At 40.0% G+C, this 24,997-nt stretch carries 24 protein-coding genes; 11 read left to right on the top strand and 13 right to left on the bottom strand.

Annotated elements, in window-relative coordinates:
• The first annotated feature begins 80 nt into the window (after nucleotides 1-80).
• From fdnG to fdhE, 4 genes are read left to right on the top strand one after another with little or no spacing between them, the layout of a single operon-like run.
• Nucleotides 81-3,164: a formate dehydrogenase-N subunit alpha gene (gene fdnG, locus INP93_RS06305; RefSeq protein ID WP_197544434.1), complete on the top strand. Its 3,084-nt coding sequence runs from the start codon at nucleotides 81-83 to the stop codon at nucleotides 3,162-3,164.
• 1 nt (nucleotide 3,165) lies between these two features.
• Nucleotides 3,166-4,101, top strand: a complete 936-nt coding sequence (gene fdxH, locus INP93_RS06300) for a formate dehydrogenase subunit beta (RefSeq protein ID WP_005697790.1) — start codon at nucleotides 3,166-3,168, stop codon at nucleotides 4,099-4,101.
• Nucleotides 4,094-4,810 carry a formate dehydrogenase subunit gamma gene (locus INP93_RS06295; RefSeq protein ID WP_049365400.1) on the top strand — a complete coding sequence of 239 codons (717 nt, stop codon included), beginning with the start codon at nucleotides 4,094-4,096 and terminating at the stop codon, nucleotides 4,808-4,810. The genes fdxH and INP93_RS06295 overlap by 8 nt, the downstream gene beginning before the upstream one ends.
• Before the next feature lie 59 nt (nucleotides 4,811-4,869).
• Nucleotides 4,870-5,778: a formate dehydrogenase accessory protein FdhE gene (fdhE, locus tag INP93_RS06290; RefSeq protein WP_197544433.1), complete on the top strand. Its 909-nt coding sequence runs from the start codon at nucleotides 4,870-4,872 to the stop codon at nucleotides 5,776-5,778.
• 55 nt (nucleotides 5,779-5,833) lie between these two features.
• On the opposite strand, the gene rimI is transcribed toward fdhE, so the two are convergent.
• The 3 genes from rimI to INP93_RS06275 are packed head-to-tail and all read right to left on the bottom strand — an operon-like array spanning nucleotide 5,834 to nucleotide 7,281.
• Nucleotides 5,834-6,274 carry a ribosomal protein S18-alanine N-acetyltransferase gene (gene rimI, locus INP93_RS06285; protein ID WP_197545321.1) on the bottom strand — a complete coding sequence of 147 codons (441 nt, stop codon included), beginning with the start codon at nucleotides 6,272-6,274 and terminating at the stop codon, nucleotides 5,834-5,836.
• Between the two features lie 5 nt (nucleotides 6,275-6,279).
• Complete coding sequence (locus tag INP93_RS06280; protein WP_014065129.1) at nucleotides 6,280-6,684, bottom strand: DNA polymerase III subunit psi; 405 nt, start codon at nucleotides 6,682-6,684, stop codon at nucleotides 6,280-6,282.
• A 3-nt stretch (nucleotides 6,685-6,687) separates the two neighbouring features.
• Nucleotides 6,688-7,281, bottom strand: coding sequence for a hypothetical protein (locus tag INP93_RS06275; protein WP_197541873.1), 594 nt, complete (start codon nucleotides 7,279-7,281; stop codon nucleotides 6,688-6,690).
• Nucleotides 7,282-7,368: 87 nt separating this feature from the next.
• Between INP93_RS06275 and rsmC the strand changes: the two genes are divergently transcribed.
• Together rsmC and INP93_RS06265 are read left to right on the top strand one after the other, a co-directional pair.
• The gene (gene rsmC, locus INP93_RS06270; RefSeq protein ID WP_197544432.1) at nucleotides 7,369-8,361 is read left to right on the top strand and encodes a 16S rRNA (guanine(1207)-N(2))-methyltransferase RsmC; all 993 of its coding nucleotides are present in this window, start codon (nucleotides 7,369-7,371) and stop codon (nucleotides 8,359-8,361) included.
• A gap of 10 nt (nucleotides 8,362-8,371) precedes the next feature.
• Entirely contained in the window at nucleotides 8,372-8,869 is a 498-nt protein-coding gene (locus tag INP93_RS06265) for a YbhB/YbcL family Raf kinase inhibitor-like protein (RefSeq protein ID WP_197544431.1), read from the top strand.
• A 76-nt stretch (nucleotides 8,870-8,945) separates the two neighbouring features.
• On the opposite strand, the gene INP93_RS06260 is transcribed toward INP93_RS06265, so the two are convergent.
• Nucleotides 8,946-9,299 carry a DUF496 family protein gene (locus tag INP93_RS06260; RefSeq protein ID WP_014065125.1) on the bottom strand — a complete coding sequence of 118 codons (354 nt, stop codon included), beginning with the start codon at nucleotides 9,297-9,299 and terminating at the stop codon, nucleotides 8,946-8,948.
• Between the two features lie 178 nt (nucleotides 9,300-9,477).
• Between INP93_RS06260 and serC the strand changes: the two genes are divergently transcribed.
• Both serC and hisC read left to right on the top strand, forming a co-directional pair.
• Nucleotides 9,478-10,560, top strand: coding sequence for a 3-phosphoserine/phosphohydroxythreonine transaminase (gene serC, locus INP93_RS06255; RefSeq protein WP_197544430.1), 1,083 nt, complete (start codon nucleotides 9,478-9,480; stop codon nucleotides 10,558-10,560).
• 64 nt (nucleotides 10,561-10,624) lie between these two features.
• A complete protein-coding gene (gene hisC / locus INP93_RS06250) occupies nucleotides 10,625-11,728 on the top strand; it encodes a histidinol-phosphate transaminase (RefSeq protein WP_197544429.1) in 1,104 nt (367 codons plus the stop codon).
• A gap of 40 nt (nucleotides 11,729-11,768) precedes the next feature.
• Here the strand turns inward: hisC and INP93_RS06245 are convergent, their stop codons facing one another.
• The 4 genes from INP93_RS06245 to gshAB form a co-directional block, all read right to left on the bottom strand.
• Entirely contained in the window at nucleotides 11,769-12,554 is a 786-nt protein-coding gene (locus tag INP93_RS06245; RefSeq protein ID WP_197544428.1) for a Cof-type HAD-IIB family hydrolase, read from the bottom strand.
• Between the two features lie 18 nt (nucleotides 12,555-12,572).
• Nucleotides 12,573-13,037, bottom strand: a complete 465-nt coding sequence (gene ybeY / locus INP93_RS06240; protein WP_014065120.1) for an rRNA maturation RNase YbeY — start codon at nucleotides 13,035-13,037, stop codon at nucleotides 12,573-12,575.
• 1 nt (nucleotide 13,038) lies between these two features.
• Nucleotides 13,039-14,127: a PhoH family protein gene (locus tag INP93_RS06235; RefSeq protein WP_197544427.1), complete on the bottom strand. Its 1,089-nt coding sequence runs from the start codon at nucleotides 14,125-14,127 to the stop codon at nucleotides 13,039-13,041.
• 97 nt (nucleotides 14,128-14,224) lie between these two features.
• Entirely contained in the window at nucleotides 14,225-16,498 is a 2,274-nt protein-coding gene (gene gshAB, locus INP93_RS06230) for a bifunctional glutamate--cysteine ligase GshA/glutathione synthetase GshB (protein ID WP_197544426.1), read from the bottom strand.
• Between the two features lie 207 nt (nucleotides 16,499-16,705).
• Between gshAB and INP93_RS06225 the strand changes: the two genes are divergently transcribed.
• From INP93_RS06225 to INP93_RS06215, 3 genes are all read left to right on the top strand, one after another.
• A complete protein-coding gene (locus tag INP93_RS06225; RefSeq protein ID WP_049365385.1) occupies nucleotides 16,706-17,704 on the top strand; it encodes an iron ABC transporter substrate-binding protein in 999 nt (332 codons plus the stop codon).
• An 83-nt stretch (nucleotides 17,705-17,787) separates the two neighbouring features.
• On the top strand, nucleotides 17,788-19,308 hold the full coding sequence (locus INP93_RS06220) for an ABC transporter permease (RefSeq protein WP_197544425.1): 1,521 nt from the start codon (nucleotides 17,788-17,790) through the stop codon (nucleotides 19,306-19,308).
• Nucleotides 19,309-19,320: 12 nt separating this feature from the next.
• Nucleotides 19,321-20,373, top strand: a complete 1,053-nt coding sequence (locus INP93_RS06215; RefSeq protein ID WP_197544424.1) for an ABC transporter ATP-binding protein — start codon at nucleotides 19,321-19,323, stop codon at nucleotides 20,371-20,373.
• Between the two features lie 36 nt (nucleotides 20,374-20,409).
• Here INP93_RS06215 and INP93_RS06210 read toward each other — a convergent pair whose 3' ends face one another.
• The 5 genes from INP93_RS06210 to lpxK all read right to left on the bottom strand — a co-directional run bounded on the left by INP93_RS06210 (nucleotide 20,410) and on the right by lpxK (nucleotide 24,979).
• Complete coding sequence (locus INP93_RS06210; RefSeq protein WP_197544423.1) at nucleotides 20,410-21,129, bottom strand: TerC family protein; 720 nt, start codon at nucleotides 21,127-21,129, stop codon at nucleotides 20,410-20,412.
• 69 nt (nucleotides 21,130-21,198) lie between these two features.
• The gene (gene uvrC, locus INP93_RS06205; RefSeq protein WP_197544422.1) at nucleotides 21,199-23,025 is read right to left on the bottom strand and encodes an excinuclease ABC subunit UvrC; all 1,827 of its coding nucleotides are present in this window, start codon (nucleotides 23,023-23,025) and stop codon (nucleotides 21,199-21,201) included.
• A gap of 9 nt (nucleotides 23,026-23,034) precedes the next feature.
• On the bottom strand, nucleotides 23,035-23,793 hold the full coding sequence (kdsB, locus tag INP93_RS06200; protein WP_049362145.1) for a 3-deoxy-manno-octulosonate cytidylyltransferase: 759 nt from the start codon (nucleotides 23,791-23,793) through the stop codon (nucleotides 23,035-23,037).
• A 9-nt stretch (nucleotides 23,794-23,802) separates the two neighbouring features.
• Nucleotides 23,803-23,982, bottom strand: coding sequence for a Trm112 family protein (locus INP93_RS06195; RefSeq protein WP_049372406.1), 180 nt, complete (start codon nucleotides 23,980-23,982; stop codon nucleotides 23,803-23,805).
• A gap of 16 nt (nucleotides 23,983-23,998) precedes the next feature.
• A complete protein-coding gene (gene lpxK / locus INP93_RS06190; protein ID WP_197544421.1) occupies nucleotides 23,999-24,979 on the bottom strand; it encodes a tetraacyldisaccharide 4'-kinase in 981 nt (326 codons plus the stop codon).
• Nucleotides 24,980-24,997 lie beyond the last annotated feature (18 nt).

The raw sequence follows: 24,997 nt of genomic DNA, 5'->3' as shown, positions 1-24,997 counted from the left end.
TTAACGAAATCAAATAAATTATCTATACGAATTTATACTATCGAAATATCTTAACGGTTCGCCGTTATGAAGGAGTGATTATGCAGGTCTCTAGACGTAAGTTCTTTAAGATCTGTGCAGGTGGTATGGCGGGGACGTCTGCGGCAATGTTGGGCTTTGCACCATCATCTGTTTTAGCAGCGCCACGTGAGTACAAATTATTACGGGCGTTTGAATCCCGTAACACCTGTACATATTGTGCCGTGAGCTGTGGTATGTTGTTATATAGCACAGGCAAACCTTACGATACTTTAAGTAGCCATACAGGCACCAATACCCGTTCTAAATTATTCCACCTTGAAGGTGACCCTGATCATCCGGTAAGCCGCGGGGCATTATGTCCTAAAGGTGCGGGCGCATTAGACTATGTGAATAGTGAAAGCCGTGCTTTATACCCTGAATATCGTGCACCGGGTTCTGACAAATGGGTTCGTCTTTCTTGGGAAGAAGCGATCAAACGCGTTTCTCGTTTATTAAAAGATGACCGTGATGCTAACTTTGTTGAAAAAGACGCAAGTGGCAAAACAGTTAACCGTTGGACAACCACAGGTATTATGACCGCCTCCGCCATGAGCAACGAGGCCGCACTTCTTACTCATAAATGGGTGCGAATGTTGGGCATAGTGCCGATGTGTAACCAAGCGAATACTTGACACGGACCAACGGTAGCAAGTCTTGCTCCATCATTTGGTCGCGGTGCCATGACAAACAACTGGGTTGACATCAAAAACGCCAATCTTATTATTGTTCAAGGTGGTAACCCTGCTGAAGCTCACCCTGTTGGCTTCCGTTGGGCGATCGAAGCGAAGAAAAACGGTGCGAAAATCATCGTGGTTGACCCTCGCTTTAACCGTACAGCTTCTGTAGCTGACCTTCATGCACCAATTCGTTCCGGTTCTGATATCGCATTCTTAATGGGTGTGATCCGTTACTTATTGGAAACTAATCAAATTCAACACGAATACGTTAAACACTATACCAATGCTTCATTCTTAGTTGATGAAGGTTTCAAATTTGAAGATGGTTTATTCGTAGGTTTTGATGAAGAAAAACGCACTTACGATAAATCTAAATGGAATTACCAATTTGATGAAAATGGTAATGCTAAACGTGATATGACCTTACAAGATCCACGCTGTGTGATTAATATCTTGAAAGATCACGTTTCTCGCTATACCCCAGAAATGGTTGAACGTATTACCGGCGTTAAACAAAAACTCTTCTTACAAATCTGTGAAGAAATTGGTAAAACCTCTGCACCGAATAAAACCATGACGCACTTATATGCGTTAGGCTTTACTGAGCACACAATCGGTACACAAAACATTCGTTCAATGGCAATGATCCAATTACTCTTAGGTAATATGGGGATGCCAGGTGGCGGTATTAATGCATTACGTGGACACTCAAACGTACAAGGTACAACAGATATGGGCTTATTGCCGATGTCTTTACCGGGTTATATGCGTTTGCCGAATGATAAAGATACGTCCTACGAACAATACATTAATGCGATTACGCCAAAAGATATCGTACCAAACCAGGTGAACTACTATCGTAATACATCGAAATTCTTCGTGAGTATGATGAAAACGTTCTATGGTGATAAAGCAACCAAAGAAAATGGTTGGGGTTTCGATTTCTTACCAAAAGCAGACCGCTTATACGACCCTATCACTCATGTTAAGTTAATGAATGATGGCAAATTGAACGGTTGGATTTTACAAGGTTTCAACGTATTAAACTCATTACCGAATAAAAACAAAACTGTTGCGGGTATGAGTAAATTGAAGTTCTTAATCGTAATGGATCCGCTTCAAACTGAATCTTCTGAGTTCTGGAAAAACTTTGGTGAATCAAACAATGTAACTCCAGCAGATATTCAAACTGAAGTATTCCGTTTACCAACCACCTGTTTCGCAGAAGAAGATGGTTCGATTGCTAACTCTGGTCGTTGGGCTCAATGGCACTGGAAAGGCTGTGACCAACCAGGTGAAGCGTTACCAGATGTTGAAATTCTTTCTATGATTCGTGAAGAAATGCATCATCTTTATCAAAAAGAAGGTGGTCGTGGTATCGAATCTTTCGAGGCGATGACTTGGAACTATGCTCAGCCACATTCACCAAGTTCTGTAGAGTTAGCGAAAGAATTAAACGGCTACGCGCTTGCTGATCTTCTCGATGCTGATGGCAACGTCATGTATAAAAAAGGTCAGTTACTTAACGGATTCGCTCACTTACGTGATGATGGTACAACCTCTGCAGGTAACTGGATCTATGTGGGTCAATGGACTGAAAAAGGTAACCAAACCGCAAACCGTGACAACTCTGACCCATCAGGTTTAGGTTGTACATTAGGTTGGGGCTTCGCATGGCCAGCAAACCGTCGTATTCTTTATAGCCGTGCTTCACTTGATATTAATGGTAACCCTTGGGATAAACACCGTCAATTAATCAAATGGAACGGTAAAAACTGGAACTGGTTAGATGTCGCTGACTATGGCACACAACCACCAGGTTCTGACGCAGGTCCATTTATTATGTCTGCGGAAGGTGTTGGCCGTCTATTCGCGGTAGATAAAATTGCGAATGGTCCTATGCCGGAGCACTATGAACCAATTGAGAGTCCGATTGACACTAACCCACTACACCCAAGTGTCGTCTCTGATCCGACTGTTCGTATTTATAAAGAAGACCGTGAATTTATCGGTTCAAACAAAGACTTCCCTTATGTGGCAACGACTTATCGTTTGACCGAGCACTTCCACAGTTGGACAGCTCAATCTGCGTTAAATATCATCGCTCAACCACAACAATTCGTGGAAATTGGTGAGAAATTAGCAGCAGAAAAAGGCATCCAAAAAGGTGATATGGTGAAAATTACTTCTCGCCGTGGCTACATTAAAGCCGTTGCAGTGGTAACAAAACGTTTGAAAGATTTAGAAGTCGATGGACGTACCGTACATCACGTGGGTATTCCAATTCACTGGAATATGAAAGCCTTAAATGGTAAAGGTAATCGTGGTTTCTCCACCAACACCTTAACACCATCTTGGGGTGAAGCAGTCACTCAAACACCAGAATATAAAACATTCTTGGTAAACATTGAGAAAGCGGAGGCATAATATGGCAGGAAGTGGTCAAGGCGTTCAATCGCAAGACATTATCAAGGTCTCCGCTACGTCTGGTTTAACACCAGCACCTCAAGCGCGTGATCATAAAGTTGAAGTTGCAAAATTAATCGACGTATCCACCTGTATCGGTTGTAAAGCCTGTCAGGTGGGCTGTTCAGAGTGGAATGACATACGTTCTGATGTTAATGCTCAGTGTGTGGGGATTTACGATAACCCAGTAGATCTCAATGCAAAAGCATGGACAGTAATGCGCTTTAACGAAGTTGAAGAAAATGATCGTTTAGAATGGTTAATCCGTAAAGATGGTTGTATGCACTGTTCAGAACCAGGCTGTTTAAAAGCTTGTCCTGCACCAGGCGCAATTATCCAATATGCGAACGGTATCGTGGATTTCCAATCTGATAAATGTATCGGTTGTGGTTACTGTATCGCAGGTTGTCCGTTCAACATTCCACGTATGAACCCAGAAGACAACCGTGTGTACAAATGTACCCTTTGTGTGGATCGTGTTTCTGTGGGCCAAGAACCGGCTTGCGTGAAAACCTGTCCAACCGGTGCAATTCGTTTCGGTTCTAAAGAAGAGATGAAACTCTACGCAGAACAACGTGTTGCTGACTTAAAAGCACGTGGTTACGAAAATGCGGGTATCTACGACCCTGAAGGCGTAGGTGGTACACACGTAATGTATGTATTACACCATGCAGATAAACCTGAGCTTTATTCTGGTCTTCCAAAAGATCCAAAAGTTGACCTCACCGTCACCCTTTGGAAAGATGTCTTGAAACCAGTAGCGGCTGTAGCAATGGGTGGTCTAGCACTTGCTGAAATCGCTCACTACTTAGCTGTGGGTCCAAACGTTGAAGAAGACGTAGAAGATCATCACCATGAATTTGAAGAAGAAGATAAAAAAGGGGGCAAAGATGAGTAAGATTGAGATTAGCAATGATACTCGAATCATTCGTCATAGAACGCCTGCTCGTTTTAGCCACTGGTTACTCGTAATCTGCTTCTTTATGACAATGTTCACTGGTGTGGCATTCTTCTTCCCAGATTTTGCGTGGTTAACTGAAATTTTAGGTACTCCGCAACTGGCTCGAGCAATTCACCCGTTCACCGGTATCATTATGTTCGTTGCCTTTATTTTCCTCGGCTATCTTTACTGGGATCACAACATTCCAGAGAAAAACGATATTCGTTGGTTAAAAGGTATTGTTGAAGTATTAAAAGGGAATGAGCACGCTGTTGCAGATAACGGCAAGTATAACCTTGGTCAAAAAATGTTATTCTGGACATTGAACTTGGCGATGGTCACTTTACTTGTAACCGGTATCATTATGTGGCGTCAGTATTTCTCGCACTACTTCTCTATTCCGGTATTACGTTTTGCGATTTTCCTTCACTCTTTAAGTGCATTCATGTTGTTCACCGGTATTTTGGTACACATGTATATGGCATTCTGGATTAAAGGTTCAATCCGCGGAATCGTTGAGGGTTGGGTAACCGTTCGCTGGGCGAAAAAACACCACCCGAAATGGTATCGTGATGAAGTACTTCCTAAGCTAGAAGAAGACCTTGAAAATGAAGCTGAAGGTAAAAAAGTAAAAACCAAAGCATTGTTCAAAGGTATCAATGGCTAAAATCAAAAAGTGCGGTTAAAATGACCGCACTTTTTCTTATCAATACTTAAGAGACTATTATGAGTATCAAAATCTTATCTGCAGACGAAATCAAACAAAAAAAGAATTCATACGATATTCCACCTGTTTTGTTTGCGAACCCTAAAAATCTTTATCAACGTCGTGCAAAACGTTTAAGAGAATTAGCGAAAGATCATCCATTGGCTGATTATTTACTCTTTGCTGCAGATGTTGTGGAAAGCCAATTAAGCGTATTTGAAAAAAATCCATTAGAAAAACAGTCATTCGATAACTTAAGTGAGATCGAACCGTTAAATGCTAAAACATTTAAACGTTCAGGCATCTGGATTGAATACCTTAAAGAAATTTTACATAGCATTAAACCAAAAGCGAATGAACAGGTTGTTGCTACCATTGAAAATCTAGAAAAAGCTTCAGAGAAAGAGCTTGAGGAAATGGCGACCCATCTTTTAAGCCAAGAATATAACTTAGTAAGCACCGATAAAGCCGTCTTTATTTGGGCTGCGCTTTCTCTTTATTGGTTACAACTGGCGCAACAAATTCCTCATAACAGCCGCCAAGAAGGCATCGACAATTTGCATTACTGCCCTGTTTGTGGTTCTGCCCCTGTTGCGAGCGTGGTACATATCGGTACTTCACAAGGTTTACGCTATTTGCACTGCAATCTCTGTGAAAGTGAGTGGAATTTAGTGCGCGCACAATGTACAAACTGCAATGAACACAAAAATCTTGAAATGTGGTCATTAAATGAAGAGCTTGCTCTTGTTCGTGCAGAAACCTGTGGCGATTGCCAAAGCTACTTAAAAATCATGTTCCAAGAAAAAGATCCGAATGTTGAAGCGGTAGCCGATGATTTAGCATCAATTTTCTTAGATATTGAAATGGAAGAAAAAGGCTTCGCACGCAGTGGATTAAATCCATTTGTCTTCCCAGCAGAAGAAGTGTAATGTCTTACTTTTCAAATAAACAAAGTGCGGCCAAAATTGACCGCACTTTTTCATGCTAGAGATAACATGCCATCACGACAGCATTTTCTCGTCCACCATCTGGTTTCGGATAATAATTCTTACGAATATCAACCTCATTAAATCCCAGCTTTTCATAAAGGAAACGAGCAGGATTCGATTCACGCACTTCAAGCCAAAGCGTTTGAATACCTTTCTCTTTAAGCTTATCCATTAAACCTTGCAATAAAAACGAACCATAGCCCTTTCCTTGTTGAACCGGATCTATCGCAATATTAAATAATGTGGCTTCATCTAATACCGTTTGGCAAATAGCAAAACCAAGCACTTGCTCCTTCTCCACTAATTTCAAATTGAGATAACGCTCGCCGACATTATTTTTCAATGTTCCTAATGACCAAGGCACAAGGTGTGCTGCTTGTTCAATTTCATATAAGCGATTCATATCGCATTCTTCAATAGAAAAAAGAGAAGGCATAATGATTAAATTTGTTGGATTTGTTGCCAAAGCTCACGTTTAGCTTGGCTATCTTGCTGGAATTGTTGCCAATCAACAGAGCGATAAACTCGCTCTGCATTTAGGCAATAAGGCAAAGTGCGGTCGATTTCATCAGCATTTTCAGCCAATAACCAATACCGTACAGAATGTTGTAACGTGATATGTTGAATTTGATCGAAATTCAGGCAAAGGCAATCTTCTTTTTTGAGCTCTAGCGCAAGTCGAATATCTGCAAAAAGCGGTGAACTTGAGAGATTATCATTGACCACCACAATAAATTTCACTTGTTCTGAAACACTCACACCTACCGCCCCTTGCAATACTTCTGGGCGATAGAGCTGCCAACGGGTTATTCCCATTTCATTTAAAAGAAGATTGCGTCTATCCATAGATTAACGAGCGATAGTATCTAGCGGATAATCTCTTAAACCTTTAACAATTGCTTTTTCTTGCGCATCTGTTGGTTTTTCTTGATACGCTTTTAAGCTACGGAAAGAAAGAATGTTTTTTGCTTGATAAATCACGGCGATAAAACGTTGGAAATCTTTACCATCACAAGCATAGTAAACATCTGAAGCGTTACCAATCGTTTTTAACTCACATACTTTTTTATTTGCATCAAGATATTTTGTCGTTAATGCTGGAACGTGAGAAACATCTTTTAGGTAGTAGGTTTCACTAGTGATAAATTTACGATTACTACGATCTACACTTGCCGCACCACTTAAGAAACGCGGATCTTCTGATTTATCAAAGGCTTTCGTTTGTTTATAGAATTTCTCACCATTAAATGTGACTTCTTCGTTACCCTTTTTGATTCGCTCAAATTGCGCATCTAAGCTTTGCGCTTGTGCAGCAGGTAATTCAACTTTTGAGCTTGTTGTTGGTAAGGTTGAAGTTTTTTGTTTGCTACCTTGAAGTTGTTCGATTAATTGACAGCCAGACAATAAACTTGCCATTGCGACTGCGGTGATGATTTTTTTCATAAATAATTCCTTAATAAATACGTTTAAATCGTTTTCTTTTGTTAGAATAACACGTAATTTTAACCAATAAACCACAGGATTTAAAGCGTGATTTCTCTCGAAAGCGAAGTTTTACAACGCCATCTTCCCCTTTTTAGCGGTAAATCAATTCTTCTTGCCGGCGGCATTAATGATGATTTCCCTCAAATATTGCAAAAACATTGCCAATCTGTGCAGGTTTGGAGTTGGTATTTTGATTATGCCAAAACCCAAAGTGCGGTCAATTTTGAGGTTGAATTTCAGCCGCAAGCCGATTTGATTATTTATTATTGGACGAAAAATAAACAAGAAGTGAATTTTCAGCTGATGCAACTACTCGCCAAAAGTAAAATGGGTCAAGAAGTGTTGATTATCGGTGAAAATCGTTGCGGTGTCCGTTCAGCTGAAAAACTGCTTGAACCTTATGGTGAAATTGGCAAAATTGACTCAGCGCGTCGTTGTGGCTTATATCATTTTTCCTTACAAAAACAACCGCACTTTGACCTTCAATCTTATTGGAAATGCTACCAAAATGATGCATTAGGCGATCTCCGTATTTACAGCTTGCCGAGTGTATTTAGTGCTAATGAACTTGATAGTGGCACATCACTTCTGCTTTCAACTTTAACCTCACCTATTCAAGGCAAAGTATTGGACGTTGGTTGTGGTGCGGGTGTCATTGGTTCCATGATCAAAAAACATCACCCTAAAGCGGATGTCACAATGACCGATATTCATGCAATGGCAATTCAATCTGCTCGCCAAACGCTTGCTGAAAATCAACTTGAAGGCCGGGTTATCGCAAGCGATGTGTTTTCCCATATTGAAGGGAAATTTGATCTGATCATTTCAAACCCGCCTTTCCACGATGGAGTCGATACTGCTTATCGTGCAGTGAAAGAACTTATTCAACAAGCAAAATGGCATTTGACGGCCGGTGGTGAACTTCGTATTGTTGCTAATGCATTTCTGCCCTATCCCGATTTATTAGCGCAACATTTCGGTAAGTTTGAAGTCCTTGCTCAAACCACCAAATTTAAAGTGTATTCCGTGAGAAATTAAGGAGAAAACAATGTTTGTAACCAGTTCAGCCATTCAAAATGGTGCTTTTGAAGACAAATATGGCAAACGCGGCACACAATTTAGCCCAAATGGTATGCCGACCTACTCTATTCCATTTGAAATTCACGATGCCCCTCAAGGCACTAAATCCTTTGCAGTTGTCTTAGAAGATAAAGACGCAATTACGGCAAGTGGCTTTGTGTGGATTCATTGGCTCATTGCAGATCTTGAACGTATGGTTATTCAAGAAAATGAAAGCCAAATCGCAACAGATTATGTACAGGGTGCAAACACTTGGGCGAGTAAATTAGGTCAATTTGATATTGAAGAAGCCTCATTCTATGGTGGTATGGCACCACCAAACTGTTTACATCGTTACGAGCTTATTGTGTATGCACTCGATACCAAACTAAACCTCAAACCGGGATTCCGTTTTAATGATCTACATTTTGCGATGCAAGGGCATATTTTGGATCAAGCTGTGATAATGGGCACCTATGATGTTTAATCATTTATAGCTCATCCTAAAAATACCATAAAAAATGACCGCACTTCGATAAAGTACGGTCATTTATTTTGAGGGTTTATAATGTGATTTTATTTGATGAGTCTTTGACTAATTTCGAGTGCGCTTTTTTCTGTTCTTTCATCTTATTGCTCGTTTCACGGCGTAAAGTTGAAAGTTCCGCATTGCGAATGTTGTACTCATCCACACGGCCTTCATAGTCATCACGCATATTTTCGATAATCGCACGAACATCTTCAATGCTCATATCATCACGAATATATTGATTTAAGTTATCTAATAATAAGACACGTTTTTGGTTATCACGAATTTTGCGGTTGTTGTCTTCAATGTCGCGCTTAAGTTTATTTTTTAAACGATATAAACGCACATATTCTAATACTTCTTGGAAGGATTTACTTACATTTCCCATGATCTACTCTCTCAAAGTTAAAAACAAACTCGGAGTAATGTAGCCTTTTTTTTCGTCCCCGTCAAAAGCTTAAATTTAAATTGATGGATTAGATCAAAAAACTGTTTGATTTAGTTGATTATCCTAGTCGGTAGTGGTAAAAATGAAGAATCCATTCAAAATAAAATAAGGAAACACAATGTCAAAAGTCTTTAATTTTAGCGCTGGTCCAGCCATGATTTTTCCTGAGGTTCTACAAAAAGCACAAGCTGAGCTAACCAACTGGCTTGGTCAAGGTGTATCGGTAATGGAAGTCAGTCACCGTGGCAAATATTTTATGGAATTGATTGCTCAAGCAGAAAAAGATCTACGCGAGGTATATCACATTCCAGATAACTATCATGTGTTATTCCTACAAGGTGGGGCTCGTGGTCAATTTGCGGCATTACCAATGAACCTAATTGGTGAGAAAGGCAAAGCACTTTACTTAAATAGCGGACATTGGTCTGCAACCGCAGCAAAAGAAGCGCGTAACTTTGCTGAAATTGATGAAATTACCATTGTGGAAAATGGTGATCACACTCACATCACCAATCTTGATTTCAGCAAAATCGCTGAACAATACGATTACGTTCACTATTGCCCAAATGAAACCATCAGCGGTGTTGAAATTTTTGATGTACCAAATGTGGGCAATGCCGTACTTGTAGCGGATATGTCATCTAACATTCTTTCTCGTGAAATTGATATTAGCAAATTTGGTGTCATTTATGCCGGTGCGCAAAAAAACCTTGGTCCAGCAGGGATTACACTCGTGATTATTCGTGATGATTTAATTGGTCATTCTCGCCAAGCCACTCCATCAATTTGGAATTATGCAACACAGCGTGATGCTGATTCCATGATCAATACCCCACCAACCTTTGCTTGGTATCTCTGTTCATTGGTTTTCAAACACATTCAAGCAATTGGCGGCTTAAAAGAAATTGCAAAACGTAATGCCGTGAAAGCACAAACCCTTTATGATTACATTGATAGCAGCAAACTCTATCGTAACGTAGTGGCTAAAGAAAACCGTTCAACCATGAATGTCACATTTGTGACAGGCAATCCTGAACTTGATGCTAAATTTGTTGCAGAATCGACAGCTGCCGGTCTTCAAGCCTTAAAAGGTCACAAAGTGCTAGGTGGTATGCGTGCTTCTATCTATAATGCGATGCCATTAGAAGGCGTACAAGCGCTCATTGAATTCATGAGAAAATTTGAAGCTGAAAATAGCTAATTATCTGATTCATTAAACTCAACGTGCGGGCTGAAAGGCCCGCTCGTCTTTATAAGGAAAGCATATGCAATACATCAATGTTGCCAATCAAGGCGTAAAATCTCTTTCGCCTTACCAAGCAGGAAAACCCATCGAAGAACTCGAACGCGAATTAGGCATTACGGATATCGTTAAACTGGCCTCAAATGAAAACCCTTTCGGCTTTCCTGAAAGTGCGAAAAAAGCCATTCAAGCCCAACTTGATCATTTAACTCGCTACCCTGATGCAAATGGTTTTGAACTTAAAACAGCTATTGCAAAAAAATTTGGTGTGCAACCAAACCAAATCACCCTTGGCAATGGTTCTAACGATTTATTAGAGCTCTTTGCTCATACCTTTGCGGGTGAGCATGATGAAGTGATTTATTCACAATACGCCTTTATTGTTTACCCTTTAGTGACCAAAGCCATTAACGCTGTCGCAAAAGAAATTCCTGCTAAAGATTGGGGACACGATTTAAACGGATTTTTGACCGCACTTTCAGATAAAACCAAACTGATTTTTATTGCCAATCCAAACAATCCAACAGGGAATTTCTTAACGGAAGCTGAATTGGATGCTTTCTTGGCCAAAGTCCCTGAAAATGTTATTGTGGTATTAGATGAAGCTTATACTGAATTTACTCATCCTAGTGAACGGGTTAATTCTTTTGCATTACTGGAAAAATACCCTAACCTTATCGTTTCACGTTCTCTATCAAAAGCTTATGGTTTGGCAGGTTTACGCATTGGCTACGCGGTCTCTAATCCTGAAATTGCAGATTTATTAAACCGTGTTCGTCAGCCATTTAATTGTAATAGTCTCGCTTTAACTAGTGCGATTGCAGTGATGAATGATGATGCTTTTGTCGAAAAAGTGGCTGAGAATAATCGCCAAGAAATGAAACGTTATGAAGCCTTCTGTCAAGAATATGGTTTAGACTTTATTCCGTCTAAAGGTAACTTTATTACCATTGATTTTAAACAGCCTGCCGCACCAATTTATGATGCATTATTGCGTGAAGGCGTGATTGTACGCCCAATTGCAGGTTATGGCATGCCAAATCACTTACGCATCAGTATTGGCTTACCGCAAGAAAATGACAAATTTTTTACTGCACTCGTTAAAGTGCTGAATTTAGGAAAATAAAAATAAGGCGCTTTCTTTTAACTAGAAAGCGCCCTTTTATTTATTCAGGAAAAATCTCATTCAATATTAATGCAATTCCATCATCATTATGCGAAGCAGTGACGCGATTAGCGGCTTGTTTAATTTCATCAGGCGCATTCCCCATTGCCACGCCTAATCCCACGCTTTCTAACATATCTAAATCGTTAAAGTTATCGCCGAAAGCAACACATTCTTCCATCTTCACATGAAAGTAATCTTCGAGAAAACGTACTGCATTACCTTTTGTCGCGGATTTATGCATCACTTCAAGGAAATTCGCATGAGAACGGCAAATGCTTAAATGTGGGAATTTCTCTTTTAGGATTTTCTCAATACTAATCACTTCGTCTGTTTCACCAATGATTTGGATTTTATGCGGAGAATAAACCGCACTTTCATCATAAGGATCGATCTGGATGCCCGTTACGCTACGTTCGTAAATCACCCATTTATTATCTAAATCGCGAGCAACACAATCATCATAAGTATAATAATTCACACCTAGCGCAGGATGGTCTGCTAATACTTGATTAATGGCTTGAATATCAGCAGGATCCAGTTGTACTGAATAAATAGGCGTGGCGTTTTTATCTAAAATCAAGGCACCACTAAATGCCACAATGATGTTGTAGTTTTCAATGAGTTTCGCATAAGGCCAAATACCAAGCGGTGAACGCGCAGAGATTGGTGTAAATGGAATACCTTGTTTGGTAATGCGTTGAATTGCGTCTAAGGTTTTAGGCGAAATTCGATGATCGGAAGTTAATAAAGTACCATCAAAATCGCTGAATACGGCTTTATACATAATTGCTCCAAATCGTCATTATTTTTCGGAAAGGTAAGGATCGGCAAAGCCTAAACCCTGCATAATTTCAGTTTCTAAACTTTCCATTTCTTCAGCTTCATCATCGTCAATGTGATCGTACCCCAACAAATGTAAGCTGCCATGCACAATCATATGCGCCCAATGTGCCATTAAAGGCTTTTCTTGCTCGATAGCTTCACGCTCCACCACTTGACGACAAATCACTAAATCGCCCAACAGCGGTAATTCCACTTCATCAGGGCATTCAAAAGGGAAAGACAACACATTGGTTGGACGATCTTTTCCACGATAAGTCAAATTTAAATCATGACTTTCTGCTTCATCAACAATGCGCACGGTCATTTCCACATTATCACTTTCTGGTTGCACTGCGGCTGTTGCCCATTGCAGAATTTGCGCTTCTGATGGCAAGCCTTCAGTATTTTCGCTCGCCAATTGCAGATCAATAATCATATTGCCCATGTTATTCTCCTAAATTCGTTTCATTTTCTGACCGCACTTTTTGCTCACGTTCAGCTCGACGCTGCGCAGCGATTTCTTGACGGCGAATTTCATCTTGGGCTTCCCATTCTTCGTAAGCTTGCACCACTTTTGCCACCACAGGATGTCGCACAATATCTTTACTCTCAAAGTAGTTAAAGCTTAATTCCGACACTTTACTTAACACTTCCATGGCGTGGCGTAAACCCGATTTGGTGCTGCGCGGTAAATCGATTTGGGTTACATCCCCTGTAATCACGGCTTTAGAATTAAAACCAATACGGGTTAAAAACATTTTCATTTGTTCGACCGTCGTATTTTGGCTTTCATCTAGAATGATAAAGCTATCATTAAGTGTTCGCCCACGCATATAAGCTAATGGCGCGATTTCAATCACATTACGCTCCATCAATTTTTGTACGCGTTCAAAGCCAAGCATTTCAAATAACGCATCATAAAGCGGTCGTAAATAAGGTTCAATTTTTTGGCCTAAATCACCGGGCAAGAAACCTAATTTTTCGCCCGCTTCCACCGCAGGACGAGTCAGCAAAATGCGACGAATTTCTTGGCGCTCTAATGCCTCTACAGCTGCTGCTACGGCTAAAAAGGTTTTCCCTGTTCCAGCAGGTCCAATTCCAAAACTAATATCGTGCGTAAGAATATTATGTAAATATTGAATTTGATTTTCACCACGCGGTTTAATCAAACCACGCTTAGTTTTAATTGTGGTGCTATAAACCTGATTTTCACTACGTGACTCACTTCCCGCTTGAGATAACATTCTGCTCTCTTGCAAGGCAATATGCACATCTTCTAAATCAAGTCCTTTCACTTTCCCTTTAATTGGGGCAGTTTCCACATATAATGTTTGGATTAATTTAACCGAACGCTCAATTAATTGTTCATGGTGAGATTTGGGATTTTCATCATTTGATTTCACAGTAAAAGTGAAATTATTACGGGAAATATTGAGGTTAAATTCTTTTTCAATCAGTTTGATATTTTCATCAAATGCACCGCAAAGGGATTGCAGACGATCATTTTCTTGAGGTTCTAAGGTAAAAGTTGTCATTAAATTTCATTTTAGAATTGTGAATACTGTCTCCATTTTAGCCTAATTATGATGAATGTAAAACGGGCTTCACCAACTGATGAAGCCCGATACAAAATTAAGGCAATTCTGGGAAAAGCATCTTAATCACATTCATTGTCAATCGTCGAGATTGTCCACTAAATGGAAAAATATGCATCATCATCATAGGATTAAAGTTTGCCTCAATTACCCCCCACGAACGTAAACTTGGTTCAGCTGACTTTTTCAAGTCAGGAATAATCAAATCCACGCCACACACTGCCGCCCCCATAGCTTTGCTAATCCCGACCGCAATTTCTTTGTAACTGGCATGCATTTCATCCGTCATATCAATAGAATCGCCGCCTGTACTAATATTGGAATTCGCACGTAATTGGACAAGTTGATCTTTCTCTGGAATAGAATCCACAGTTAAGCCTTGTTCCTTAAGCTGCAACTGCTCAATATCCCCTAATGCGATTTTTTTCAATGGTGTACGACTGCCATCGCCCCGTAAAGGATGATCATTTTTAGCCGCCACTAATTCAGCAACGGTATGTACACCATCTCCAATGACATTTGCTGGCACACGTAATAAAACAGCTAACGTTTTATCACCCAGCACAAAGAAACGGTATTCGGTGCCAAGTAGATAATCTTCAACCATGATCTCTTTATCTTCACGGAAAGCAATTTCTACTGCTTTTGCAAAATCATCTCTATCCGTTACACCTTGTTGGAAAATACTGATCCCCAAACCAAAATTCGTTGATTTTGGCTTAATCACGACAGCTCGATTTTCAAAAAGTGGGAAATTTTCGACCGCACTTTTCACATCGGTAAACTCGATGCTTTGCGGTACATTAAAGCCTGCTTTCGCTAAGACTTTCTTCGTCACTACTTTATTTTCCATGATGAGCGGGGAAATATAACTATCGTGAGAAGTCATATTACCATTTTTCACATATTCCAAATGGTCGCCAAATTGAAGACTGAGAAATTGATCGCGTTCATCTAAAATCTCAATCTTTAATCCTTTTTGAATTGCATCAAATAATAACGCCTGTGTGGACAGCTCCATATTATCAAACGCACTTAATGCATAAAAACGTTCAAAGGCTTTTGCTTTATTGGATTGCGCAATATCAGCCCCTAATTGTTGATAACTACCGATCTGCTCAATTGCCGCGACCACTTTTGCACAAAGCGTTTGACTTGGATCCGCAAATTGCCCTAATTTGTCTTTAACAATCGTTTTAATCTCATCATTCACATTAAGTTGTTCAAGCATCTTGAGCATTTCAAGGAGAACTAATTCCCCTTCTACCGCATAAACACTTTGCTCTCTTGGATCTTCCCATGCCACTTCAGCAAGACGTGCTTTGCCTAATTTTATGCCTTCTTGATCAGCGGTATCATCAAGCCATGCCATGAACAAAATAAAATAATGAATGAATTTCGCATCAGCAAGTTCCATTCCATAAGGTGCAAACGGATTGAGATCAAACAAACGAAATTCTAAATATTGAATTCCTTTTTCAAGTAAATCTCGTGCTTTTTTAGCCCCACGCAAGCGTACACTCGAGTAAAATTCTTTTTCTGCAATCAAATCGCCCGATTTCACCCAGTGTTCTAACGTCTCAACATACTCTTGCAAACTGTCATAAGAGACGTAGATCTTCGGATCATTCACATAACCATATTTCCCTGAACGTAAACTCCGCACATATTGATGCGGTTTAAGGGGTGAATTGTCTCTGAAATATTTTTCCTCTACCGTCGGTGTTGCAGAAAACAAGTAAAGTAAAATCCATTGATAGCGTAAGAAGTTCTTCGCTATTTTCAGGTAAAAATTATTTTGAAAATCAACCGCACTTTGTGTTTCATTTTGTGCATGAAATAAGGCATCAATAAACTTAGGGTCAATTTGAAAATTGTAATGAATACCACTGACCATTTGCTTATATTTACCGTAAGACTGAACTAAATGCTCACGATAAGCCACATCTTCCTGATTATCTAATTGTGCAACCTTAATTTGCTCTTCTGGCGGTAACCCTGCAGGCATACTAAAAGGAAAAATAAATTCATCCTCCGGTAATGTACGCAAAGTCACTTCATGAATAGCTGAAAGCCAACGTAATGTATCCTCTAATTTTTTCATCGGGGGAGTCACCAACTCCAACTGACTTTCTGCAAAATCTGTTTGAATGTAAGGGTGGAAACGACGATTACCAAAGGCTTTGGGGTGCAATGATGTCACTATTGAACCATCCGCATGCACCCGTTGACTTTCCTTTTCAATCCCAAATGATCCTTGCTGAAATAAGAGCTCGAGGTGATGTTGTTTAATGATTTGCTGAATATTCATATCCGTCCTTTATTAGAAATTCCCACCTGACATTATGGAGAAAAAACAACGTGGAGCGAAGTAAGAAAATAGAATGGAATATGAAATTTTGATATAAGAGAAAAATATCTGAGAATTATTTGCATTATCCATTCTGAGTTATTAGAATGGGACGATTCTTATTTTTAGAAAAATGGACAATTTGTCCAATCACATAAAGGAGTTTTCATGAAAATTAAGCATTTCCAAATTGCAGCCCTTACCGGCTTAATGGCATTTGCAGGCTTCGCTTCTGCAGATATTACCGTTTACAACGGACAACATAAAGAAGGTGCAAAAGCCGTTGCCGATGCGTTTACAAAAGCAACGGGCATTAAAGTGACCTTAAATAGCGCGAAAAGCGATCAACTTGCGGGCCAATTGAAAGAAGAGGGAGATAAAACCCCTGCAGATGTATTCTATTCTGAACAAACTGCACCTTTCGCGGCACTCTCTGATGCGGGCTTATTAGAACCGCTTTCTGCAGACACCATTAAACAAACTGCACACAAAGGTGTGCCTGTTGCACCGAAAAAAGACTGGATCGCATTAAGCGGCCGTTCTCGTGTTGTGGTTTATGATCACACCAAACTATCTGAAAAAGACATGGAAAAATCCGTGTTAGATTATGCAACTCCAAAATGGAAAGACAAAATTGGTTACGTTCCGACTTCAGGTGCATTCTTAGAGCAAGTTGTTGCGATTACCAAATTAAAAGGTAAAGATGCCGCACTTAAATGGTTAAAAGGCCTAAAAGAAAACGGCAAACTTTATGCGAAAAACAGTGTTGCACTTCAAGCGGTTGAAAATGGCGAAGTTCCTGCAGCGTTAATCAACAACTACTACTGGTATGCACTCGCGAAAGAAAAAGGTGCTGATAACCTCAAAACACGCCTTTACTTTATTCGTCATCAAGATCCTGGTGCATTAGTGACCTATTCTGGTGCGGCTGTATTAAAAGGCTCTAAAAATAAAGAAGAAGCGAAAAAATTCGTTGATTTCTTAGCAAGTAAAGAAGGACAAGAAGCATTTGTTTCAGTACGTGCAGAATACCCACTTCGTACCGACGTGGTTTCTCCATTTAACATGGAACCTTATGCGAAATTAGAAGCGCCGGTTGTTTCTGCAACAACATCTGAAGACAAAGACAACGCAAACAAACTTATTGAAGAAGCTGGTTTGAAATAAGTTTAATTTGCTATGCAATATAGGGCGTGTAATACACGCCCTTCTGTTATTTACTCTACACTGATATTTTCAAAGGATTTTTTGTGTCTAATCGCCCACCTCGCTGGCTTGTTGCCTTAATCGTGCTGATTAGTTTGCCATTATTACTCCCTTTTTTATATGTTATTGAGCGAGCTGCAGATGTCGGATTGGCTCGCAGCATTGAATTACTTTGGCGCCCAAGAATGTGGGAATTGCTCAGTAATACCCTACTTTTAATGGTATTTGTCACGCTTTTTGCCATTATTCTCGGCACACTATGTGCGTTTTTATTAGAACGTTTTCGCTTTTGGGGAAAAGGCTTTTTCCAAGTTGCCATGACGCTTCCGCTTTGTATTCCTGCCTTTGTCAGCTGTTTTACCTGGATCAGCCTCACCTTTAGAGTGGAAGGCTTATGGGGAACCATCGGCATTATGACGCTGAGTTCTTTCCCACTCGCTTATCTTCCTGTGGCAGCAACCTTAAAAAGACTCGACCGCTCTTTAGAAGAAGTGAGCCTTTCACTGGCGAAAAGCCAAACTTATACATTTTGGCATGCGATTTTCCCGCAACTCAAACCCGCTATCGGCAGTAGCGTATTATTAATTGCCCTTCATATGCTAGTGGAGTTCGGTGCGGTATCCATTTTAAATTACCAAACTTTCACCACCGCCATTTTCCAAGAATATGAAATGGCCTTTAATAACAACACCGCCGCTTTGCTTTCTGGTGTGTTAATGGTGATTTGTATCCTTGTAGTGATGGGTGAAATTCGTTTTAGAGGCACACAAACACTCTATCAAAGCGGCAAAGGCGTAATACGCCCCTATCCATTGAAAACGCTCTCTGTTGGAAAACAAATTTTAGTCGTGAGCTTCTTTACAACCATTTTTGTGCTCAGTATTGGGGTGCCGATTACCATGCTGATTTATTGGCTAAAAATAGGAAATTCCATTGAAAGTGCGGTCGATTTTGGGGAATTTTTTACCGCTTTCACAAACTCACTGACCATCTCTACGCTTGGGGCTACACTTACGGTTATTTGTGCCTTACCATTAGTATGGGCGGCAGTACGCTATCGAAGTAAATTGACAATTTGGCTTGATCGAATCCCTTATCTACTTCATGCAGTACCAGGGCTCGTGATCGCATTATCGTTGGTTTTCTTTACCATCAACTATGCGTATTCACTTTATCAAACCTTTGCGATGGTTGTGGTCGCCTACTTTATGCTTTATCTTCCAATGGCACAAACGACCTTACGAGGATCGCTTGAACAGATGTCTGATAACATCGAAAAGGTGGGGCAAAGCTTAGGCCGTAGCAACTTTTATATTTTCCGTACCTTAGTTATTCCAGCTATGTTACCTGGAATTGCTGCCGCATTTGCTTTAGTTTTTTTAAACTTAATGAAAGAGCTCACCGCAACCCTATTACTCACACCGAATGATATTAAAACGCTTTCAACCGCAGTGTGGGAATATACATCCGATGCACAATATGCGGCAGCCACGCCTTATGCCATTATGTTAGTGCTATTTTCCGGGATTCCTGTATTTTTACTGAAACGATACGGTTTTAAATAACGAAAAGATAAAATGACAACATTACTCGATATTAAAAATTTGAATAAATCCTTTAATGGACAACAGGTTTTACACAATATCTCGCTACAATTAGAGAAAGGTGAAATTTTGTTTCTTCTTGGTGCATCTGGTTGTGGGAAAACCACCTTATTGCGTAGCATTGCTGGTTTTGAACAACCAACAAGTGGTGAGATTTGGTTAAAAAATCAACCTATTTTTAACGACAATATCAATGTGCCAACCCAACAACGCAAATTAGGCTATGTGGTACAAGAAGGCGTGTTATTTCCGCATTTAAATGTTTACCGCAACATTGCTTATGGCTTAGGCGATGGCAAAGGAAAAACAGAAGCGGAAAAACAACGCATACTGGAGGTAATGAAACTAACCGGCATTAGCAGCTTAGCTGATCGTTTTCCTCATCAGCTTTCTGGCGGGCAACAACAGCGAGTTGCACTTGCTCGAGCACTTGCACCAAGCCCTGAACTCATCCTGTTTGATGAGCCATTTAGTGCGTTAGATGAGCATCTTAGAAATCAAATTCGTTACGATATGTTACAAGTATTAAGAGAAAGTGGCTCATCCGCTATATTTGTGACCCATGATCGTGATGAAGCGCTCTGTTATGCAGATAAAATTGCGGTGATTCAAGAAGGAAGAATCCTCCAAATTGCGACACCTAAAACGTTGTATTGGTCACCGCAGCATTTATCCATCGCAACATTTATCGGAGAAAGTATTATTTTCCCTGCAACGTTAAAAAATGATGCCATCGCGACCTGTCAATTAGGTGAGGTTGCTGTAGAAAATAAAGGAAATGGTCATACGCAAGGGAAAGTGTTATTCCGCCCTGAGCAATTCTCTCTTGCAAAAAAAATCCAAGATCCGACAGCATCTTTTAAAGGTGAGATTAAACAGATTGAATCGAGAGGACGCGCTATTAATCTTTGTATTGATGTAGGCGGTTATGAATTTAATCTTAATGAAGATCTCATTAATCATTACCAAATTGGAGAACAAGTCACCCTGTATTTATATGGAAAAGGCGTGTTCTATAATGATTAAAAAAGGCGGAACTCATTGTTCCGCCTTTTTATATAATTAATGTCCTAGTGATTTTCGCATCTTAATGTTGAGCATTTCAACTACTGCTGAGAAGCCCATTGCAAAGTAAATGTAGCCTTTTGGAATATGAATATCCAAACTTTCAGCAATTAAACTTACGCCCACTAAAATTAAGAAGGCTAAAGCCAAAATCTTCAATGTTGGATGAGTATCTACAAAATCACCAATTGGTTTCGCCGCAAACATCATGACACCAACCGCAAGCATAATAGCCAAAATCATCACTGGAAGGTGGTTTGCCATGCCTACTGCCGTAATCACAGAGTCTAAAGAAAACACAATATCTAAAACAGCAATTTGGATTAACACGCCCAAGTAACTGACTTTCTTCTTATTCGTTTCTTCTTCATGATGTGCTTCAGGATGCATCGCTTCTTTGATTTCACCTATACTTTTTACAATCAGGAATAAGCCCCCAAGGAATAAAATCAAATCACGACCTGAAATTTCCTGACCGACTAAAGTAAATAGCGGCTCCGTTAATTTCATCATCCAAGAAAGGGAAACAAGAAGTAAAATACGAGTAATCATCGCTAACCCAAGACCGATAATACGACCAGATTGGCGTTGATTCGCCGGTAAACGTCCCACTAAAATACTAATAAAAATAATGTTATCGATACCCAAGACGATTTCAAGTGCGGTCAAAGTAAGCAATGAAATCCATGCTTCAGGATCAACAAGCCATTCAAACATAATATGTTCCTATATAAAATCCGAAAGGTTGAAATAATAGACAGTTCGCGTAGAAAATCAAGATTTTTCCTAACTTTTTAAGGTCTCGAAAATCTTTTCCGCTAACGCTTTAGAAATACCGGGTACAGAGGCGATTTCATCCAATGTGGCATTTTTGACACCTTGTAATCCACCTAAATATTTCAACAAGGCTTGGCGTCGTTTAGCGCCTACCCCTTCAATGGTTTCTAAACCACTTTGGGTAAAGGCTTTTTGGCGTTTTTGACGATGGCCGCTAATTGCATGATTATGGCTTTCATCTCGAATATGTTGGATTAAATGCAGTGCAAGACTATCATCCGGCAAATGGATTTCACGATCTTGTTTGCTGATAATCAGCACCTCTTGTCCTGCTCGACGATCCACACCTTTTGCCACACCAATTAAGTGCGGTCGATTTTTATCCCATTTTACGTTGAGATGATGAAAAACCTCTAAGGCACGATTAAGCTGCCCTTTACCACCATCAATAAAAATAATATCGGGAATTTTATCTTCATCAAGATCGCGGTCGTAACGTTTCTTTAAGGCTTGCTCCATCGCAGCATAGTCATCCCCCCCCGTAATACCGTCAATATTAAAACGGCGGTAGTCTGATTTCAGCGGACCTTCTTGGTTAAATACCACGCAAGATGCCACGGTTTGATTTCCCATCGTATGGCTAATATCAAAACATTCCATACGTTTAATTTCAGGCATATCGAGCAATTCGCAAAGCGCTTGATAACGTTCGTGCATTCGAGAAGATTGTTTGAGCTGAGTTGCCAAAGCTGCTTTGGCATTAATTTGCGCTAGTTGTAGATATTTACCTTTATCGCCTTTAGCAGATTCTTGTATCACTACTTTTCGACCGGCTTGTTCAGTTAACAGGGCTTCAAGCTCAGCTTTTTCATCTAGTTTATGATCCACAATAATACTATTAGGAATACTTCTACCCTGATGACCTTGCAAATAAAACTGCCCAACAAACGTTGCTGTTAATTCGGATAAATCTGTATTAGCAGGCACTTTTGGAAAATAACTGCGATTGCCCAATACTTTACCTTGACGAATAAACATCACCTGAACACAAGCTAAACCATGCTGATACGCAATAGACATAATATCCATATCGTCCAAACGTTCATTGGAAACAAATTGTTTTTCGATAACCGCTCGAACGGCTTGAATTTGATCACGATAACGCGCTGCCCCTTCAAAATCCAAGTCTCGGCTCGCCTGTTCCATTTTGCCAATGAGGTAATCTAATACTTGCTGATCTTTCCCTTGCAAAAATAATCGTGCTAATTCAACTTGTTGGTTATATTCCTCATCAGTCACATAACCTGGCACACAAGGTGCTGAGCAACGCCCGATTTGATATTGTAAACAAGGGCGGGAACGATTGTTATAAACCGAATTTTCACATTGACGAACAGGGAATAATTTTTGCATTAACGACAAGGTTTCACGCACCGCCCCCGCATGAGGATAAGGCCCGAAATACTCACCTGTAATTTTTTTCGTTCCGCGATAAGAAGTAATACGAGGATGACGTTCTTTCGTCAATAAAATAAAAGGATAGGATTTATCATCTCGCAACAATACGTTATAACGAGGTTGATAAAGTTTAATAAAGTTATGCTCAAGCAATAATGCTTCTGTTTCAGAAGAGGTAATGGTTGTGTCGATATGATGAATTGACGACACCAAGGCTTCTGTTTTTTTGCTGCTTAAGTTTTTTCGAAAATAGCTGGAAAGGCGCTTTTTAAGATCTTTCGCTTTGCCCACATAAATAACCTGATCTTTATCGTCATACATACGATAAACACCAGGTTCATGAGAAACGTCAGAGAGAAACTTTTTAGAATCAAACATCAGTAAAAACTACGCCAAAATTGACCGCACTTTTTCTAAATCTTCTGCTGTATCCACACCAACAGCCGGGACTTCTTTCGCCAATTCCACATGGATACGCTCACCGTACCACAATACACGAAGCTGCTCTAATTTCTCTAGGTTTTCTAACTGCGTTGGTGCCCATTGTACATATTGTTTAATAAAGCCCGCACGGTAAGCATAAATACCAATATGGCGCAAATACGCATCAGCCAGTTGTGCCTTTGAGGTATCCGCTAATTGCATAAACTGATCACGATCGTAAGGAATCACTGAACGGGAAAAATATAAAACGTAACCATCTTTATCCGTAACGACTTTCACGGCATTTGGGTTAAATAACTCTTCCGCTTCGTGAATTTTAACCGCAAGCGTCGCCATATTCACGTTAAACTTCGCTAAATTTTCTGCCACTTGACTCACAATAACGGGAGGAATTAATGGCTCATCCCCTTGAATATTTACAATGATCTCATCATCCGCAATACCGAGCTTACTTACCACTTCCGCTAAACGCTCTGTACCAGAATTATGTGCTTCTGATGTCATACACACTTCTGCCCCAAAAGCTTTTGCTGCCTTTTCAACTTGTTCGTTATCTGTTGCGATAATCACTCGGCTCGCACCTGATTGTTGAGCTTTTTCAAAAACATGTTGAATCATAGGTTTACCAGCAATATCTGCTAAAGGTTTACCTGGTAAGCGGCTCGATGCAAAACGAGCAGGGATAATAACTGTAAATGACATAATCATTCCTTATTCTTTCAATGTTTCGGCTTTTTCTGCCAACAATACAGGCACGCCGTTTTCAATAGGATACGCCACTTGCTCAAAAGGGCAAATGAGTCGTTGATTTTCTTGATCGTATTTCAATCTTGCCAAACACCGTGGGCAAGCAATCACGTCTAATAATCGAGGATTAAGTTTCTCACGCATATTTCACTCGAATAAGTTAAACCAAATGACGAATTTTTTGCCACAATTGTGGAAGTTTTTGACCTTGGTTTTCAGCTTCAACAATCTCTGCATCAACTGGAACATACCACCAATTCTCTTTAGCAAAAGCTTGGCATTTTACTGCGTCCTTTTCGGTCATAAAGAGCGGTTGGTTTTCAGCGAGTTTTTCTAATAATTGTGGCTCAAAATGTTGATGATCTTGAAAAGCTTTCGTATTGGCTAAACGAATATTTAAATTTTCCAACATTGTAAAAAAGCGTTGTGGGTTGCCAATTCCCGCGATGGCTGAACCTTGAGTAAATTCACCTAGTAAGCGTTTTTCTGCCGTCACTAAATTAATTGCATAATGAGGAACCAATTGCATAATGGCATCAGAATAAGCATTTTTTCCGCCATTAGTAATCACAAAGTCCACATTTTTTAAACGACTTGGCAATTCACGCAAAGGGCCTGCTGGTAAAACAAAGCCGTTTCCTAAAGCACGTTCTGCGTCCATCACCACAATTTCAATATCACGTTGCAACTTATAATGTTGTAATCCATCATCCGAAATAATCAGATCGCAATCCTGTGTTTTCAAAAGTAATTCGATAGCTTGCTGACGATTCGGTGAAATCACCACAGGCACACCTGTTCTTTTGGCGATTAAAACAGGTTCATCGCCCCCTTGAACGGGATCTGTTTCAGGTGTAACAAGTAAAGGATAGGTTTTAGATTGGCTACCATAGCCACGAGAAATCACGCCTACACGCAATCCTTGTTTTTGTAACTCTTCAACTAGCCAGACAACGACAGGGGTTTTACCATTTCCACCAACAGAAAGATTGCCAACAATAATGACGGGTTTCGGGGATTTATAAGAAGATAAGATATTTAGGGAAAATAATGCTCGGCGAATTTGGCTAATCAACCAAAATAGCAGTGAAAAAGGAAGAAGCAACCAAGCAAGCTTTGAATTTGAGTACCAAAAAGGCATTTCATTTATCCTATATTG

Origin of the sequence: Haemophilus parainfluenzae (genome assembly GCF_014931415.1) — a bacterium.
In the GTDB taxonomy this organism is placed as follows: domain Bacteria; phylum Pseudomonadota; class Gammaproteobacteria; order Enterobacterales; family Pasteurellaceae; genus Haemophilus_D; species Haemophilus_D parainfluenzae_AF.
This window is presented reverse-complemented; position numbering and strand designations above follow the sequence as displayed.

What these genes read in the sequence shown, in the direction of transcription:
- fdxH (WP_005697790.1), top strand. Translation starts at nt 3,166, where the DNA reads ATGGCAGGAAGTGGTCAAGGCGTTCAATCGCAAGACATTATCAAGGTC.
- INP93_RS06295 (WP_049365400.1), top strand. Translation starts at nt 4,094, where the DNA reads ATGAGTAAGATTGAGATTAGCAATGATACTCGAATCATTCGTCATAGA.
- fdhE (WP_197544433.1), top strand. Translation starts at nt 4,870, where the DNA reads ATGAGTATCAAAATCTTATCTGCAGACGAAATCAAACAAAAAAAGAAT.
- rimI (WP_197545321.1), bottom strand. Translation starts at nt 6,274, where the DNA reads ATGCCTTCTCTTTTTTCTATTGAAGAATGCGATATGAATCGCTTATAT.
- INP93_RS06280 (WP_014065129.1), bottom strand. Translation starts at nt 6,684, where the DNA reads ATGGATAGACGCAATCTTCTTTTAAATGAAATGGGAATAACCCGTTGG.
- INP93_RS06275 (WP_197541873.1), bottom strand. Translation starts at nt 7,281, where the DNA reads ATGAAAAAAATCATCACCGCAGTCGCAATGGCAAGTTTATTGTCTGGC.
- INP93_RS06265 (WP_197544431.1), top strand. Translation starts at nt 8,372, where the DNA reads ATGTTTGTAACCAGTTCAGCCATTCAAAATGGTGCTTTTGAAGACAAA.
- INP93_RS06260 (WP_014065125.1), bottom strand. Translation starts at nt 9,299, where the DNA reads ATGGGAAATGTAAGTAAATCCTTCCAAGAAGTATTAGAATATGTGCGT.
- serC (WP_197544430.1), top strand. Translation starts at nt 9,478, where the DNA reads ATGTCAAAAGTCTTTAATTTTAGCGCTGGTCCAGCCATGATTTTTCCT.
- hisC (WP_197544429.1), top strand. Translation starts at nt 10,625, where the DNA reads ATGCAATACATCAATGTTGCCAATCAAGGCGTAAAATCTCTTTCGCCT.
- INP93_RS06245 (WP_197544428.1), bottom strand. Translation starts at nt 12,554, where the DNA reads ATGTATAAAGCCGTATTCAGCGATTTTGATGGTACTTTATTAACTTCC.
- ybeY (WP_014065120.1), bottom strand. Translation starts at nt 13,037, where the DNA reads ATGGGCAATATGATTATTGATCTGCAATTGGCGAGCGAAAATACTGAA.
- INP93_RS06235 (WP_197544427.1), bottom strand. Translation starts at nt 14,127, where the DNA reads ATGACAACTTTTACCTTAGAACCTCAAGAAAATGATCGTCTGCAATCC.
- gshAB (WP_197544426.1), bottom strand. Translation starts at nt 16,498, where the DNA reads ATGAATATTCAGCAAATCATTAAACAACATCACCTCGAGCTCTTATTT.
- INP93_RS06225 (WP_049365385.1), top strand. Translation starts at nt 16,706, where the DNA reads ATGAAAATTAAGCATTTCCAAATTGCAGCCCTTACCGGCTTAATGGCA.
- INP93_RS06215 (WP_197544424.1), top strand. Translation starts at nt 19,321, where the DNA reads ATGACAACATTACTCGATATTAAAAATTTGAATAAATCCTTTAATGGA.
- INP93_RS06210 (WP_197544423.1), bottom strand. Translation starts at nt 21,129, where the DNA reads ATGTTTGAATGGCTTGTTGATCCTGAAGCATGGATTTCATTGCTTACT.
- uvrC (WP_197544422.1), bottom strand. Translation starts at nt 23,025, where the DNA reads ATGTTTGATTCTAAAAAGTTTCTCTCTGACGTTTCTCATGAACCTGGT.
- kdsB (WP_049362145.1), bottom strand. Translation starts at nt 23,793, where the DNA reads ATGTCATTTACAGTTATTATCCCTGCTCGTTTTGCATCGAGCCGCTTA.
- INP93_RS06195 (WP_049372406.1), bottom strand. Translation starts at nt 23,982, where the DNA reads ATGCGTGAGAAACTTAATCCTCGATTATTAGACGTGATTGCTTGCCCA.
- lpxK (WP_197544421.1), bottom strand. Translation starts at nt 24,979, where the DNA reads ATGCCTTTTTGGTACTCAAATTCAAAGCTTGCTTGGTTGCTTCTTCCT.